This window comes from Saccharothrix espanaensis DSM 44229, assembly GCF_000328705.1.
Lineage (GTDB): Bacteria > Actinomycetota > Actinomycetes > Mycobacteriales > Pseudonocardiaceae > Actinosynnema > Actinosynnema espanaense.
This window is the reverse complement of sequence record NC_019673.1, coordinates 6,624,004-6,638,623: the sequence shown is the minus strand read 5'-3', so window position 1 is coordinate 6,638,623 and position 14,620 is coordinate 6,624,004. Positions and strand designations below refer to the sequence as shown.

The window sequence follows — 14,620 nt, the reverse complement described above, 5'->3', positions numbered from 1 at the left end:
CCACGTGCTAGTGTCGATGTCATGCCCGATCCCTCGGATTCCGACGGTTGCAGTAGCGAGCCGGGCGAGCCCCGGCCACCCCGCGGCGGTGTGCCGTGCTGATCCTCGGCGGCCTGCTGGCCATCGTCGCGCTCACCGCCGCGACCGGTTACTTCGTGGCGCAGGAGTTCGCCTTCATGGCCGTCGACCGCGGCCGGCTGCGGCACATGGCCGAGAACGGCGACCAAGCCGCCGACCGCGCCTACGCCGTGACGAAACAACTCTCCTTCATGCTCTCCGGAGCCCAGTTCGGCATCACGGTCACCGCCCTGCTGGTCGGCTACATCGCCGAACCGCTGCTCGGCACCGGCCTGGCCGACCTGCTCGGCTTCACCGGCCTGCCGGACCCGGCGCGGATGTCGCTGTCGCTGGTCCTGGCCCTGGTGTTCGCCACGGTCGTGCAGATGGTGCTCGGTGAGCTGCTGCCCAAGAACCTGGCCATCGCCAAGCCCGAAGCGCTGGCGAAGTTCCTGGCCCCCTCCACCGCGGTCTACCTGAAGGTGGCGGGCCCGGTGATCCGCCTGTTCGACGCCTCCGCCAACCGGCTGCTGCGCGCCGTGGGCATCGAACCGGTCGAGGAGCTGCCGCAGGGCGCGACCTCGGAGGACCTGGTGCAGATCATCGGCGCGGCCGGCGCGGAAGGCCACCTGGACCCCGAGCTGACCCGCCTGCTCGACCGCGGCCTGGACTTCCGCGGCCTCACCGCCGACCAGGCGATGACGCCGCGCGTCGCGGTCCGCACGGTCGGCGCGGACGAGCCCACCTCCCGCGTGGTCGAGCTGCTCGACACCGGCCACTCCCGGTTCCCCGTGGTGGGCCGCGACCTCGACGACCTGGTCGGCGTGGTCGGCCTGGCCGAGGTGCTGACCGTGCCGCCGGAGCAGCGGCGCGGCACGCCCGTGCGGCGGATCGCCGTGCCCGCCCTGGTGGTGCCCGCGTCCCTGGGGCTGCCCGCCGTGCTGGAGCGGCTGCGCTCCGAACGCCGGCAGCTCGCCTGCGTGGTGGACGAGTTCGGCGGCTTCGCCGGCGTCGTCTCGCTGGAGGACCTGGCCGAGGAGCTGGTGGGCGAGATCCACGACGAGGACGACATCGTCGTGGCGGGCGTGCTCCGCCGGCCCGACGGCTGGTGGTCGGTGCCCGGTCGGTCGCGGATCGACGAGATCGCCGACGCCACCGGCATCGCACTGCCCGCCGACGACAGCTACGACACCGTCTCCGGCCTCGTGCTGCACCGCCTGGGCCGCACCGCGCGAGCCGGTGACGAACTCGCGCTCGACGGCGTGCTGCTGCGGGTGGCCGAGGTGTCGCGGCACGTGCCCAGCGCCGTGCTGCTGCACGCGGAGGACGGCCGATGAGCACCGGGTTCGCGCTGTTCGCGTCACTGGTCCTGTTGGTGGCCAACGCTTTCTTCGTGGCCGGCGAGTTCGCCCTGATCGCCGCCAAGCGGCACCGCCTGGAGCAGGCGGCCGAGGACGGCAGCCGGGCGGCGCGCGCGGCCGTGGCCGGGGTGCGCGAGCTGTCGGTCATGCTGGCCGGCGCGCAGCTCGGCATCACGCTGTGCACGCTCGGCCTGGGCGCGCTGGCCAAGCCCGCCGTCGCCGACCTGCTCGACCCGGTGTTCCTGGCGGTGGGGCTGCCGACCCAGCTGTCCTACGCGGTGGCGTTCACGATCAGCCTGGTGCTGGTGGTGTTCCTGCACATGGTGGTCGGCGAGATGGCGCCCAAGTCGTGGGCCATCGCGCACCCCGAGCGGTCGGCGCTGCTGCTGGCGATCCCGTTCCGGGCGTTCGCGCGGTCGGTGCGGTGGGTGCTGACCTCGCTCAACCACACCACGAACGCCCTGCTGCGGCTGCTGAAGGTGCAGCCGCAGGACGAGCTGTCCCGGGCGGACAAGCCGGACGACATCCGGATGCTGGTGCGCCAGTCCGCCGAGCACGGCCTCATCCCGGAGGGCCAGCAGCGCCTGCTGATCCGGATGCTCCAGCTGCGCGGCACGTCGCTCGCGCAGGTGATGATCCCGGTGTCCGACGTGGACACCGTCCGCGAGGACACCGACGCGTACGCCGTGGAGCGGCACAGCCGGGCGACCGGCCGCTCCCGGTTCCCGGTCCGCGCCCAGGACGGCCGGTTCGTCGGCCTGGTGCACATCCGCGAGGTGGTCCGGGCGACCGCGATCGGCGAGCCCCGCCCGGTGCGCGACCTGATGACCGAACCGCTGACCCTGCCGGCGTCGCTGTCGGTGACGGACGCGGTCAGCGAGATGCGCGCGAACCGGTCGCAACTGGCGCTGGTCGCGGACGGCGCGGACGTCGTGGGCATCGCGGCGCTGGAGGACCTGCTCGAAGAGCTGATCGGCGAGTTCGAGGACGAGACCGACTGACGCCCCGCCCACGCCTCACCGCACCCGCTCCACCACGCCCGCTCCACCACGCACCCGCTCCGGACTCCCGACGCGCACCGCCTCGACTCGCGGTGCGCGCTCGGCGGTCCGGCAAGCACACGGCCGAACCCGGCCCGGTGGCCGCACCACCGACGCAGGGCCGACGCCGAGCCGGGCCGGGCCGACGCCGGGCTGTGCGGGCGCCGGGCAGAGCCGACGCAGAGCCGACGTCGGGTTGCGTGGGCGCTGGGCCGGGCCGACCCCGGGCTTCGCGGGCGCTGGGCCGAGCCGACGCCGGGCGGGTGCCGCGCTCGCGCGGACGCCGGGCCGGGCCGACGCCGGGCGGCGCGGTGGGTGTCGTCAGCGGAGGCGCTTGATCTCCCCCCTCGTGCGGTAGAACGAGCCGCCGGCCGAGGTGACGACCTCGGAGACCAGGTAGCGGGCGCCCGGTACGCGGATGTTCTTGGGGAACTGCACGCCCCACGTGCGGTCGTAGCCGTCCGAGACGACGTGCACCCTGATCCGGCCGCCCTGCTGGACGCACTCCACGACGACGCCCTCGCCGGGCTCCACGTGCGAGACCACCTCGACCTCCGCGGTGGCCTCCACGCGTTGGATGGCACCGGCCTTGATGTCCTGGCGGGGCGGGAGTTGGCCCTGTTCGGCGGCGTGCACGGCCTCGCGACCGGCGTCCAGGCAGGCCAGTGAGCCGTCCGTGGTCACCAGGTAGAGCCGTTCGTCGCGGTACTGCATGGAGAACGCCGAGCCGCAGCCGGTCGCGAGCTTCCACAGCCGGGTGCCGTCGGCGGCGAAGCAGTACACCGAGGACTGGTTGTCGCCCGCGAACACGAACTCGCCGCCGGGCGAGGTCGCGCACGAGAACACCGGCGCGTCGCACCGGTAGACGGCCGTCTCCCGCCCGTCCGCCTTGGCGAACCGGTGCACCCGGCCCCTGCTGGTGCCCGCGAACACGTCGGTGCGCTCCTGCCAGCCGAACAGGACCTCCCCGACGGTGTCGGCGTGCCACGCGCGGTGCCCGCGGCCGGTGTAGTGGGTGACGCCGCGCGAGTGGCCGTGGAAGACGCCCTCCGGCGAGCAGCGGACCATCCAGGCGCTGTCGCCCGACGCGGGGACCGACCACTGGAACTCGTCCTCGTGGTCGACCACCGTCACCTTGCCCTGGCGGTCGGACACGCCCAGCACGCCGTCGTGGATGTCGAGCCAGTAGATGTCGACGTCCTCGGCGATCTCGTACGCCACCCGCGGCACCTTCGCGCCCAGGTCGTACACCTGGCCGTCGTCGCAGCCCGCGTAGATCCAGAAGTCGTCGGCCACGATGCACTTGACCGAGTCCGGCAGCCCGAACCGGCCGGTGACCCGGCCGTCGTGGGTGAGGGTGTAGACGTCGCCGTTCTCGTTGCCGACCCAGGCGTGGTCCTCGCCGACGAAGATCCCGAACGCCGGCGCCCCCGACGCGAACCGCCACAGCACCGGGGCCTGGTGGGCGGTGGAGCGGGTGCTGACGATCTGCCGCCGGCTCACCGACCGCCGCGCGCGCACGCCCTTGACGGCCGGCGCGTAGCCCTTGCGTACCTTCTCGCCGATCTTCTTCTCGGCGGCCTTGAGCGCCTTGGCGTGGTCGGCGAAGCTCGCGGACCGGACCTGCCCCAGCTCCCCGATGCGCCCGAACGTGATGGTGACCTCGGTGTCGTCGACGCGCACCTCGTAGAACTTGTGCGCACCACCGTCGGTCTCGGACAGCTCCAGGTAGGTCGTGGCAGTCATGCGTCGTCCCCTCTTGACGTGATCTGCGGCAACGGTATCGACCACCACCGACAATCCCGGATCACGCCTGGCACAGCCCCGGGCGCGGGCACCGGTGCGGTGGCGGACGCGGGGCTGTGCGCCGCCGTGGCCCGGAGCCGTGCGGGCGGTCCGTCCGTCGATGCGCAGCCGGTCAACGGCCGTGCGCTCCGGTTCAAGGAGTAACGGCGCCGGGTTTGCTGGACTGGGGCCATGGTCGACGCGGACTTCGTGGTGGTGGGTGGGGGCACGGCCGGCTGTGTGCTGGCGCGGAGGCTGCTGGACCGGACCGAGGGCACGGTGCTGCTCCTGGAGGCCGGCGACCGGGACACCAACCCCGCCATCCACGACCCGTTGCGGATGCACGAGCTGTGGGACAGCGCGCAGGACTGGGGACTGCGCACGGTCGCGCAGCGCGACGCGGCGGACCGCCCCCTGCACCTGCCGAGGGGTCGGGTGTTGGGCGGTTCGCACGCGCTCAACGCGATGATCCACGTCCGGGGCAACCCCGCCGACTACGACGACTGGGCCGCGCGCGGCAACGCCGGCTGGTCGTGGGCCGACGTCGAACCGGTGTTCCGCCGGATCGAGGAAGGTCCGCTCACCATCCTGCGAGACTACGCCGCCGACCCCGTCCAGGAGTCGATCCTGGCTGCCGCGCAGCAGGCCGGCGTGCCCTACAACGAGGACTACAACAGCGGCGAGCAGACCGGTGTCAGCCGGATGCAGTTCACCATCGCCGCCGGCGAGCGGCACACCACCGCCCGCGCCTACCTGCGGCCCGTGCTCGACGACCCGAGGTTCACCCTCGTCACGAACGCGCACGTGCGCAAGCTGCTGATGTCGGGCGACCGGTGCGTGGGCGTGGAGTGGACCGAGTACGACCGGGTGCGTCGCGCGCACGCCGGCGAGGTGGTGCTCAGCGCGGGCGCGCTCGGCTCGCCGCTGGTGCTGCTGCGCTCGGGCATCGGGCCCGCCGACGACCTGCGGGCGCTGGGCGTCGACGTGGTCGAGGACCTGCCGGGCGTCGGCGAGAACCTCCAGGACCACTGGCTGGTGCCGACGATCTTCAGCGCCGCCAAGCCGATCACGCACACGCCGGGCATCCCGCCCGCGCAGACCCACCTGTTCTGGCGCAGCCGCCCCGGTCTGGCCACGCCGGACCTCCAGCCGCTGCACTTCAGCGCCCCGCTGTACGAGAAGTGGATGTCCGGCCCGGACAACGGGTTCTCGCTGATGGCCGGCCTGGTCCGGCCGGCGAGCGCCGGCCGGGTCGCGCTGTCCGCCGCCGACGGCCCGCCGGTGATCGACCCGCGGGTGCTCTCCGCGCAGTCCGATGTGGACGCCCTGGTCGAGGCCGTCCTGCTGTGCCAGGAGATCGGGCACGAGCAGGCGCTCAAGGAGTGGGGCGCGGACGAGATCTACCCCGGCCGCCGCGAGCTGCGCGACTACGTGCGCCGGTCCGTGACCACCTACCACCACCAGTCCGGCACGTGCGCCATGGGCAGCGTGGTGGACGCGGAGCTGCGGGTGCGCGGCATCGAGGGCCTGCGGGTCGCCGACGCGTCGGTGATGCCCTCGATCGTGTCCGGCAACACCAACAGCCCGACCGCGATGATCGCGGAGAAGGCGGCCGAACTGATCTCCCGGTGACGGACGGCCACGTCCCCCGCCGTCCGTCACCGCTGCCCTCCCGGCGGTGGTGCAGACCACTCACGGCCACCGCCGGTTCGGCGCTCACCCGTTGCGGGTAAGCACGTCGCGCCGGGCGGTGACTGTGCGAAACGGCCGACCGCGCGTCGAAAATCCCACCACACCGGGAAATTCGTCCACACCGCGAAAAACGGCCCGGCCGCCGGGTGCAACTCGCCGATCGTTACCGGATATGTGCACCCGACGACGCGGTGTCGTCCCTACGTTGGCCATGAGGGCCCGGTTTCGCGCCCTCGGGTCGTGGAACGGATGGGACGGTGCTCGGTGCGGTGACCAAGGACGAGTTGCTGTTCAACACCTGGCTCACCAGCGTCAACACCAGGCTGGGCCGCTACGTCGTGAGACTGATGGAGGAGAGCGTCCACTCCCCGCCGGCCGGGCGGACCCGGTACGGCGTGGAGCTGGCCGAGATCGAGCTGGAACTGGCCGACGACCTGAGCCGGCTGGCGCAGGCCATCGCGCTGAAGGCGGCCGGCAAGCCGTACCCCGTGGACGGCAGGTGAGCCGATGCCCTGGGCACCTCGCCCTGATAGGACTCGGCGAACACCGCACTGATCGACCGCCAGGTGCGCCCCCGGCCGTGTTCGTCGCGCAGCCACCCGCCGGAAACGGCGTGGAGCTCGTCCGGCGACACGGTCGAGGTCTGGCGCTGCTCGGCGGCGGACCTGGCGCGGTGTTCCAGTTCGTAGGTCGCGTGCAGACGCGGCTGCACCTGCACGTAGTGTCGGCCTCCGCCATCAGCCCCAGGTGACCGCCGCGCACCGACGAGAGGACCCTGCTCCCCACGGGAGTATTGACACGTCGGGTCCAGTCAGTCGGTCAGAGTGCGTTGCCGTGCATGGCCACGCGGTAGACCGCCGGGGTTTCAGACCCGGTAGCGCGGGTTGGTGTTGTGCCACTCGAAGCCGCCGCCCATCCACGACCGCAGCCCGCGCAGGAAGCGCTGGAGCTCGGGGGAGGGGACGGCGAGCAGTTCGCGGTGGCCGGCCTCGAAGTCGCGGACGAACCGGTTGTGCAGGTGCACCACCGTCTCGGTGGCCTCGGCGATCGGGCACTGCCGGTCCGCGGCGATCTGGAGCACCATGTTCACCACCGGGTTCTCGTCGGCCGCGTCCTTGGCGACCGAGAGCAGGTCGTTCACCAGCACCGACGCCGTGCCGGCCTGGAACGCCGCCCGCCGGACCCTCGGGTCGTAGTACAGGTTCGCCGGTACCTCGTAGCCGCCGACCGGGTCGATCACCGTCATCGACGTGGAGAACGTGTCGTGCTGGCGGGTGGCCAGGTACTTCCACGCCGGCGGGTACTCGCCGGTGTGCCGCCACGCGGCGTAGGCGTTCCAGCTGACGAACATCGCGAACGTCGAGAAGTTCACCCGCTGCACCTGCGCCGGCGTGCCGTACCGGGCCAGGTGGTCGATCCCGGTGCGCAGCGCCACCAGCACCGGCTCGGCGGCCAGCGCCTCGTCCAGCGGCCCGGTGAACTCGCCGGCGTCGGGCAGCGGGTCCATGGCGGCCATGGCCAGCGCCAGCCGGGGCGGCAGCTCGGTCGGCGTCGCGCCCAGCTCGCTGCTGTCGGCGTACAGGTCGTCGGCGGCCCACCAGGCGGCGTTCAGCTTGGCCGCGATCAGCAGGTGCTGGGGGTCGTCCGAATCGGTGTGGGTGAGCACGGCCAACCGGCCGAAGCCCGCGGCCCGCAGCATGTCGAGCTCCTCGCCGACGAAACCGCAGTCGGCGGCCCACGCGACGAGCCCGTCCTCCACCGCGGTGGTGAGCACCTCGTCCTGCCGCTCGACGACCGGGACGTACAGCGGCGGGTGCGTGCCGTCGCCCCACTCGCGTTCGGCGTAGGCGGGGTCGTGCACGACGCCCGGCAGCGGGACCGACAGCGTCGCCACGTCGTGCGCCGTGGGCAGGCCGGGCAGCGGCGCGGTGATCCCCGGGATCCGCGCCGGCACGAACCCGCCCTTGCCGGGCGGTGCCGCCGGGGACGCGGTGGTGGTCGGCGCGGTGGTGGCCGGCGTGGTGGTGGTCGCGGTGGGTGCGGTGCCGGCCAGGGCCGCGGTCGTCGGCAGCGGCGCGGTGATGCCCGGGATCGTCGCGGGGACGAACGCGCCCGGCGTCGGTGCCTGCCTCGGTGCCGGGGCGGGTGCCGGGGCGGGTGGAGCGGACGGCGGTTCCGGCCGGAAGCGGGTGAACTGGTTCGCGACGCGGGCGGCGGACGTGCCCAACCCGGTCGGCGTGGTCCAGTCGGCGGTCGCGGTCGCCTGGGCGGCGGGGGCGGTGTCCGTCACAGTGGACGAGCCTGGCAGTCCGAACGCCCGGCCGGCCATCCGCCAGCCGGGGACACCGCCCGCACGAACGAGTGGTTCCGCACTCGCGCGGGGCGGCTCCGACGCCCGGCCCACGAAACGGGACGTTCGGAGCAACTTCCAGTCGATCGCCGACGTATAGCGCGCCGGCCGATAACATGGCGTTCGTTCGGCGGGCGACCCGTTTCGCGCTGCCCGAATCGCACTTCCTCGCACCCGACGCCCGCCCGAATGCGGAATCAGGTCGACCGTATGGAGGAACAACGTGTTCACCCGTCGTAGCGCTGCGTTGACGAGCGTTCTCGCAGCCGCGGTACTGCTCCCCGGTGGCCTGGTGGCCCACGCGGGCGGCACCCCACCGGAAATCGACCGGTCCGCCGACCGTATTCAGGAAGCGGTCGCGGAGAAAGGTGCCCTGGGTTTTTACCGGAACGAGCACAAGGGCGGTTTCGTGGTGGTTCTGCCGGCCACCGGGCCAGGCAGTGCCGCCGATTTCACCGTCGCCGGCGTCACCGCCACCGTGGAGCGCAGCCGCACGACCCGGGCGGAGATCGACGCCGTCGACAGCCGGATCCGCGCGGAGGCGCGGCGGGACGGCACGCACGTGTTCGGCTCGGTGTTCGACCTCGCCCGCGACGTCATGGTGATCACCTCCGACGCCCCGCCGGAAACCCTCCGGTCGCTCACCGCCGGGCTGTCGATCGCCGTGGAACACCGGTACGGCACCGGAGGGCGCGAATCGCGGCAGAACGACCCGCGCCCGTTCCGGGGCGGCGCGGCGATCACCGTCGGGTCCGGCAAGTGCACCAGCGGGTTCGCCGTGAAGGACCCGGAGGGCAACCGCTACCTGCTCACCGCGGGCCACTGCGGGTACGTGCCGGGGGTGCCGATCGGCCGCCCGGCGCGCAACACCGGCAGCGGTGCCTACATCGGCGAGTTCTACAACTGGAGCTACCCGAGCCGCGACCTGGCGCTCATCGGCACCCTGCAGACCGGTTTCTACGGGCCTCAGATCTACGTCGGCGACGCCACCGGGAAAACGATCCGGGTGGCCGGCGCGGCGGACCCCGTGGCCGGTCGGAGCGACTACTGCCGCAGCGGTGCCGCCACTTTCGAGAAATGCGGCCACCGGGTCGTCAACACCACCGGTCAATTGTGCATCGCCGGGATCTGCACGCGCGACCTGGTCACCTACGACAAAGGCACGGCGACCCAGGACGGCGATTCCGGGGCGCCGTTCTTCAGCTACAACGCCGCGCGCAACGCGGTGGTCGCCCACGGGATCCACGTCGGGCGGTCCGGCACCCTCCTCTTCGCCGAGAAGTGGAGCCTGATCGCGAAGACCCAGGGCGTTTCGGTGCTGACCGAGCCGTAGGTCCGGCGACCCCGCCGGAAGTTGGGCCGAATGCCCCGGGCCAACCCCGTTCCGTGCGTGGTCCGGGGCTTGGCCGGCGGCTAGGGTCCTCGGACCGCTGATCCGCACGAGGGGGAATCCGATGCAGCCCACGCCACCGGACCGCAGCCCGCTGGACCTGGAACTGGACGCGCTGCTCGCCGAGATGTCCGGCACCGGGACCGGCCCGACGCGCGCCGACGTCCTGGGTCGGGTGCGGCGGCTGCTCGCCTCGATCACGACCGGGGCCACGGCCGACCGGGGGAGTGCGCCCGGGGGACGTGCCCCGGCGGCGGTGGTCGAGCACGACGCCGGGACCGGCGCGCTGTTCGCCGCGTTCGACCCCGACGTGCTGGGTCACGTCGTGAAGGACAGCACGACCGGCGGCATCGTCCAACTCGTCATCACGCACGGCGGGCTCGGCCTGGGCGCGGCGACGCTGGCCGAGCCCGTCGAGGCCATCAAGGAACGCCTCCTGCTGACCGACCACGGCGCGGTGGTCGTCCCCGACGAGCGCCCGCAGACCGCGATCGTCCTCGAGCTGGTCGAGGCCAAGCCGAAGCTCGCGGAGCTGCGGGCCAAGGTCGGCGACCCCGACCTGGACCTCCCGCTGCCCCAGGCCGCGGCGGTCCTGCGGTTCCTCGACACCTACCCGGACTTCTGGGGCCGGCTGACCGGGTCGTGCACGATCACGTTCAACTCCTCGCGCGCCGACCAGCGGGGCGGTGGCCTGTACGAGGCGGCCGACAACCGGATCTTCGTCTCCAGGCTGCTCGCCACGCCGCCGGGGGCGTTCCTGCGCCTGGTGGTCCACGAGACGGGCCACGCCACGTTCGAGACGGCCTTGCTGGGCCGGCGGTCGATGCCGGTCGCGCTGGACACCCACAGCGTGGCCGCCCTGCCGGCGCGGTTCGCCGACCTGGGGCCCGGCCAGGCCGAGCGGCTGGTCCTGTCGACCGAGGACCAGGAGGTCCGGGACCTCCAGTCCTACTGGGACGCGATGTCCCCCGACGCCAGGAAGCTCTACCACGCGTGGCTGACGCTGCGCGCGCACCGCGACCGGCTGCTCGGCCTGGACCTGTGGCGGGACCCGGCGCGCAACCGGCTCTCGCCCGACCACCGCCGCGGCTACCAGGCGGGCAAGTTCAGCGAGTTCTGCGCCGAGGTGTTCATGCTCTACGCCCTGGGCGACCTGCAACCGCACGTCGAGGCGCTGCTGGCCGACGGCCGGGTGGAGCCCGAGGTGAAAACGGCCTGGCGCAACGCGTGGAGCGTGCTGGTGGCCGTCGCCGACCCGGTGCTGGGGCAGCGCGTCGGCTGACTCGGCGACAACGGTCGCGCCGCGGGGGTGGAAGTCCCGCAGCGCGACCGTTGTCGCCTAGGCCACGCCGGTGTTCATCGTGCTCAGGATGGTGTGCTGGTCGATCCGGTCACCGGTCAGCTCCGCGCACACCTTGCCCTTGTGGAACACCACGACCCGGTCACACGCCGCGACCAGCTCGTCCAGGTCGGTCGAGCACAGCACGACCACCTTGCCCGCGTCGGCGACGCTGCGCAGCAACGTGTGGATCTCGGCGCGCGCGCCCAGGTCCACACCCCGCGTCGGGTCGTCCAGCAGCAGCACGGACGGGTCCGCCGCCAGCCACTTGGCCAGCACGACCTTCTGCTGGTTGCCGCCGGAGAGCAGCCCGGCGCGCACGTCGACGTTCGGCGGCTGCACGCGCACCCGCTCGGCCAGCGCCCGCGCCGACTCGCGCAGCGCGCCGGTGCGCAGCAGCCCGCCGGCGGCGGCCAGCGCCACCGGCCGGACCTGGGCGATGTTCTCCCACACCGGCTTGTCGAGCATCAGCCCGACCCGCCGCCGGTCGCCGGACACCAGCGCGACACCGGCCGCGATCGCCGAGCGGAAGTCGCGCGGCCTCCGCCCGCCGGGCAGCGTGACCGAGCCGCGCACCGGCCGCCGGATGCCCGCGATGACCTCCAGCGCCGTGGTGTGGCCGGACCCGGCGAGCCCGGCCAGGCCGACGATCTCGCCGCCCGAGCACGCCAGGTCGACGTCCGCGAGCCGGTCCTTCACCGTGACGCCGCGCAGTTCCAGCTTCGCCGCGCCCGGCGTGCCGGTCGTGCGCACCGGCACCGGCAGGTCCTTGCCCAGCATGGCGTGCACGATGTCGCCGATGGTCAGCTCGGCGCGCGGCCGGGCGTCGATCACGGTGCGGCCCTCGCGCAGCACGGTGATCTCGTCGCACAGGTTCATCACCTCTTCGAGGATGTGCGACACGAACACCACCGCCACCTGGCGGTCCCGCAGCACCCGCAGGATGTCCAGCAGGCGCGACGAGCTGTCCTTGTCCAGCGCGGAGGTCGGCTCGTCGAGGATCAGCACCCGGGGTTGCACGATCAGCGCCTTGGCGATCTCCACCAGCTGCCGCTGCGCGAGCGACAGCGAGCCGAGCTTGGCCTTGGGGTCGATGTCCAGGCCGAGCTGGTCGAGCACCGGCAGCGCCTTGGCCAGCATCTCCGCCCGGTCGAGCAGCGGGCCGCGGGTCGGCTCGCGCATCGGGTAGAGGTTGGCCAGCACGTCCAGGTCGGGGAACAGGTTGAGTTCCTGCGACACGACGGCGACCCCGTTGGCCGCCGCCTCGGCCGTGCTGGCGAACGCGACGTCCGCGTCCGCCAGCCGCAGCGTGCCGGCGTCCGGCGCCACCGCCCCGGTGATCACCTTGATCAGCGTGGACTTGCCCGCGCCGTTCTCGCCCAGCAGGGCGTGCACCGAGCCGGGGCGCAGCGTGAGGTCCGCTCCGGCCAGCGCGGTGACCCCGCCGTAGGTCTTGGTGATCCCATGTGCGGTGAAGGCGTGCATCAGTTGGCATCTCCGATGGACTTCAGGTACTTCGACGGGTCCGCCAGCTGCTTGTCCGTCTCCGCCTTGAACGCGGCCTTGCGGGTGTCCTCGTCCTTCTGCCGCGCGATGATCTGGTCGATGTTGGCCGCGTTCACGACCAGCGACCCGGTGTTCCACCAGCCCTTGGGCAGCTCCTTGCCGTTGCGCTTGTGCTCGATGAGCAGGCTCAGCGCGACGTAGCCCTTCAGCCAGTGCTCGGGCGAGGCCAGCGCGAACACGTAACCGTCCTTGACCGCCTGGAGCGCGGCGATGTCCGGGTCGCACGAGCCGGCCAGGAACTTGCGGCCGGTGTTCTTCTGGATCAGCGCCAGCGACACCGCGTCCTGCGCGCCGACGCCCAGGTAGCCGATGGCGTCCGGGTGCGCCTTGACGATGTCGTTCCACTTGTTGAAGTTCGACGTCGGCTCGGAGCCGGAGTCGAACGGGCCGCTGATCCTGAGGCCGGGGCGCTTGGCCTCGATCACCGACTTCATGCCGTCCAGCCGCTGCTGGAGCAGGGTCAGGCCGGGGATGGCGTTGCCCAGCACGACCTCGCCGGTGGTGCCCTCGGGCACCTGCTTGACGAACTCCTCGCCGAGCATCCGGCCCAGCTCGGTGTTGCTGTTGCCGATGTACAGGTCGACCTTGGTGCCCGCCGGGGGAGCGGTGTCCACCGCGACGACCGGCACGCCCAGGTCGGTGGCCTGGTTCAGCGGGCGCACGAACAGGTCGGGCGTCAGCGTCTCCAGGGCCACGCCGTCCTTGGAGTTGCGGATCGCCGACTGGAAGAGCTGCACCTCCTGCGGGCCGTCCACCTGGGAGGGGGCGGACAGCGCCAGGTCGACGTTCCCGGCGTTGGACGCGGCGGCCTTCGCGCCGAAGGCCATCTCCTGGAACGGGTTCTGCGTCGACGTGGCGTAGACGAACGCCATCTTGAGCGGCGCGTTCGCGGACGGCTCCGCCGTGCCGCAGCCGGCCAGCAGAGCGGCGACGGCGAACGCCGCCACGTACCGATGGGGACGCATCAGGACCTCTTTCCTACGCGGGGTTTCACAGGCCGAGCATTGATTCGCGCGCTCGCTGCCGGCTGCGCAGCGCGCTGTCCACCCCGACTGCCAGCAGGACGACCAAACCGGTGGCGAACGAACTCCAGTTCGCCGGGATGCTGAAGTAGACCAATCCGCTGGACACTACTCCCAGCAGGATCGCGCCGAACACCGCTCCCACCACGGTCGCGACACCACCGCGCAGCGGCGTGCCACCGATCACCGCCGCCGCGATCGCCTGGAGCTCGAAACCGGTGCCGATGTTCGGGTCACCGGAGGTGAAGAAGGCCAGGCCGAGCACGCCGGCCAGGCCGCCGATCGCGCCCACCAGGACCAGCACGTACAGCCGGGTGCGCGGGATCGAGATGCCGGAGAACGCGGCGGCGTCCGGGTTGGACCCGATGGAGCGCACCCGGTAGCCGAACGGCGTGAAGCGCAGCACCACGGTCAGCCCCGCCGTGACCGCGATCAGGATCCACACGCTGACCGGGAGCCCCAGCCAGTCGCCGCCGAGCACGGTGAAGAACGAGTGCTCCAGCGGCAGCCCGGTGACCTGCTGCCCGTCGCCCAGCGCGACCGCGAGTCCTCGGTAGAGCTGCATCGTCGCCAGCGTGGCGACGAACGCCGGGATGGCGATGTGCTGCACCACCAACGCGTTCGCCAGGCCCAGGATCGCGCCGAGCACGATCCCCGCCGCGCACGCCAGCCACGGGTCGAACCCGTCGCGCATCAGCAGCGCGGAGGTGATCAGCGAGAGGCCGAACATCGCACCCACGGAGAGGTCGATCTCCCGCATCGCCAACAGGAACGCCATGCCCGCGGCGAGCAGCGCCACGTACACGGAGTTGTTGAGCACGTCTCGCAACTGCCCGATGGTGAGGAAGTTCGGGCGCAGGGCTCCGATCACCAGCACCAGCACGATCGTCGCGATCAGCACACTGCTGGATTCCGCCCGCAGCACCCGCCTGCCGAACCCGACGATCGAGTTCCCCTCCCGGGTCGTCGTCACACGTCGGTCTACCTCGGTCATGCCGCCTCCGTCCGCCCTGTACGG

The 14,620-nt window shown here is 72.4% G+C and carries 11 protein-coding genes; 6 read left to right on the top strand and 5 right to left on the bottom strand.

The window, feature by feature from the left end:
- Positions 1-95: 95 nt before the first annotated feature.
- Both BN6_RS28585 and BN6_RS28580 read left to right on the top strand, forming a co-directional pair.
- The gene (locus BN6_RS28585; protein WP_015103308.1) at positions 96-1,394 is read left to right on the top strand and encodes a hemolysin family protein; all 1,299 of its coding nucleotides are present in this window, start codon (positions 96-98) and stop codon (positions 1,392-1,394) included.
- Positions 1,391-2,419: a hemolysin family protein gene (locus tag BN6_RS28580; RefSeq protein ID WP_015103307.1), complete on the top strand. Its 1,029-nt coding sequence runs from the start codon at positions 1,391-1,393 to the stop codon at positions 2,417-2,419. The genes BN6_RS28585 and BN6_RS28580 overlap by 4 nt, the downstream gene beginning before the upstream one ends.
- Before the next feature lie 360 nt (positions 2,420-2,779).
- Here BN6_RS28580 and BN6_RS28575 read toward each other — a convergent pair whose 3' ends face one another.
- Positions 2,780-4,204 carry a WGR domain-containing protein gene (locus BN6_RS28575; RefSeq protein ID WP_015103306.1) on the bottom strand — a complete coding sequence of 475 codons (1,425 nt, stop codon included), beginning with the start codon at positions 4,202-4,204 and terminating at the stop codon, positions 2,780-2,782.
- Positions 4,205-4,435: 231 nt separating this feature from the next.
- On the opposite strand from BN6_RS28575, the gene BN6_RS28565 reads away from it, so the two are divergent.
- Together BN6_RS28565 and BN6_RS28560 are read left to right on the top strand one after the other, a co-directional pair.
- Positions 4,436-5,875: a GMC family oxidoreductase gene (locus BN6_RS28565; protein WP_015103305.1), complete on the top strand. Its 1,440-nt coding sequence runs from the start codon at positions 4,436-4,438 to the stop codon at positions 5,873-5,875.
- A 317-nt stretch (positions 5,876-6,192) separates the two neighbouring features.
- The gene (locus BN6_RS28560; RefSeq protein WP_041314383.1) at positions 6,193-6,438 is read left to right on the top strand and encodes a hypothetical protein; all 246 of its coding nucleotides are present in this window, start codon (positions 6,193-6,195) and stop codon (positions 6,436-6,438) included.
- Positions 6,439-6,800: 362 nt separating this feature from the next.
- On the opposite strand, the gene BN6_RS28555 is transcribed toward BN6_RS28560, so the two are convergent.
- Positions 6,801-8,264 carry a family 2 encapsulin nanocompartment cargo protein terpene cyclase gene (locus tag BN6_RS28555; RefSeq protein WP_269454288.1) on the bottom strand — a complete coding sequence of 488 codons (1,464 nt, stop codon included), beginning with the start codon at positions 8,262-8,264 and terminating at the stop codon, positions 6,801-6,803.
- Positions 8,265-8,508: 244 nt separating this feature from the next.
- Here BN6_RS28555 and BN6_RS28550 point away from each other — a divergent pair, with 244 nt between their 5' ends.
- A complete protein-coding gene (locus BN6_RS28550) occupies positions 8,509-9,618 on the top strand; it encodes a S1 family peptidase (protein ID WP_015103302.1) in 1,110 nt (369 codons plus the stop codon).
- A 121-nt stretch (positions 9,619-9,739) separates the two neighbouring features.
- A complete protein-coding gene (locus BN6_RS28545; RefSeq protein ID WP_015103301.1) occupies positions 9,740-10,957 on the top strand; it encodes a hypothetical protein in 1,218 nt (405 codons plus the stop codon).
- 57 nt (positions 10,958-11,014) lie between these two features.
- On the opposite strand, the gene BN6_RS28540 is transcribed toward BN6_RS28545, so the two are convergent.
- From BN6_RS28540 to BN6_RS28530, 3 genes are read right to left on the bottom strand one after another with little or no spacing between them, the layout of a single operon-like run.
- Positions 11,015-12,499, bottom strand: coding sequence for a sugar ABC transporter ATP-binding protein (locus BN6_RS28540; RefSeq protein ID WP_015103300.1), 1,485 nt, complete (start codon positions 12,497-12,499; stop codon positions 11,015-11,017).
- Positions 12,499-13,545 (bottom strand): sugar ABC transporter substrate-binding protein, encoded by a 1,047-nt coding sequence (locus BN6_RS28535; RefSeq protein WP_015103299.1) that lies wholly within the window; start codon positions 13,543-13,545, stop codon positions 12,499-12,501. Before BN6_RS28535 ends, BN6_RS28540 begins: the two co-directional genes overlap by 1 nt.
- A 25-nt stretch (positions 13,546-13,570) precedes the next feature.
- Complete coding sequence (locus BN6_RS28530) at positions 13,571-14,596, bottom strand: ABC transporter permease (RefSeq protein ID WP_015103298.1); 1,026 nt, start codon at positions 14,594-14,596, stop codon at positions 13,571-13,573.
- Positions 14,597-14,620: the final 24 nt, after the last annotated feature.

Bases quoted from the DNA above. Each gene is read 5' to 3' on its own strand.
- BN6_RS28580 (WP_015103307.1), top strand. From the start codon at position 1,391: ATGAGCACCGGGTTCGCGCTGTTCGCGTCACTGGTCCTGTTGGTGGCC.
- BN6_RS28575 (WP_015103306.1), bottom strand. From the start codon at position 4,204: ATGACTGCCACGACCTACCTGGAGCTGTCCGAGACCGACGGTGGTGCG.
- BN6_RS28565 (WP_015103305.1), top strand. From the start codon at position 4,436: ATGGTCGACGCGGACTTCGTGGTGGTGGGTGGGGGCACGGCCGGCTGT.
- BN6_RS28555 (WP_269454288.1), bottom strand. From the start codon at position 8,264: ATGGCCGGCCGGGCGTTCGGACTGCCAGGCTCGTCCACTGTGACGGAC.
- BN6_RS28545 (WP_015103301.1), top strand. From the start codon at position 9,740: ATGCAGCCCACGCCACCGGACCGCAGCCCGCTGGACCTGGAACTGGAC.
- BN6_RS28540 (WP_015103300.1), bottom strand. From the start codon at position 12,499: ATGCACGCCTTCACCGCACATGGGATCACCAAGACCTACGGCGGGGTC.
- BN6_RS28535 (WP_015103299.1), bottom strand. From the start codon at position 13,545: ATGCGTCCCCATCGGTACGTGGCGGCGTTCGCCGTCGCCGCTCTGCTG.
- BN6_RS28530 (WP_015103298.1), bottom strand. From the start codon at position 14,596: ATGACCGAGGTAGACCGACGTGTGACGACGACCCGGGAGGGGAACTCG.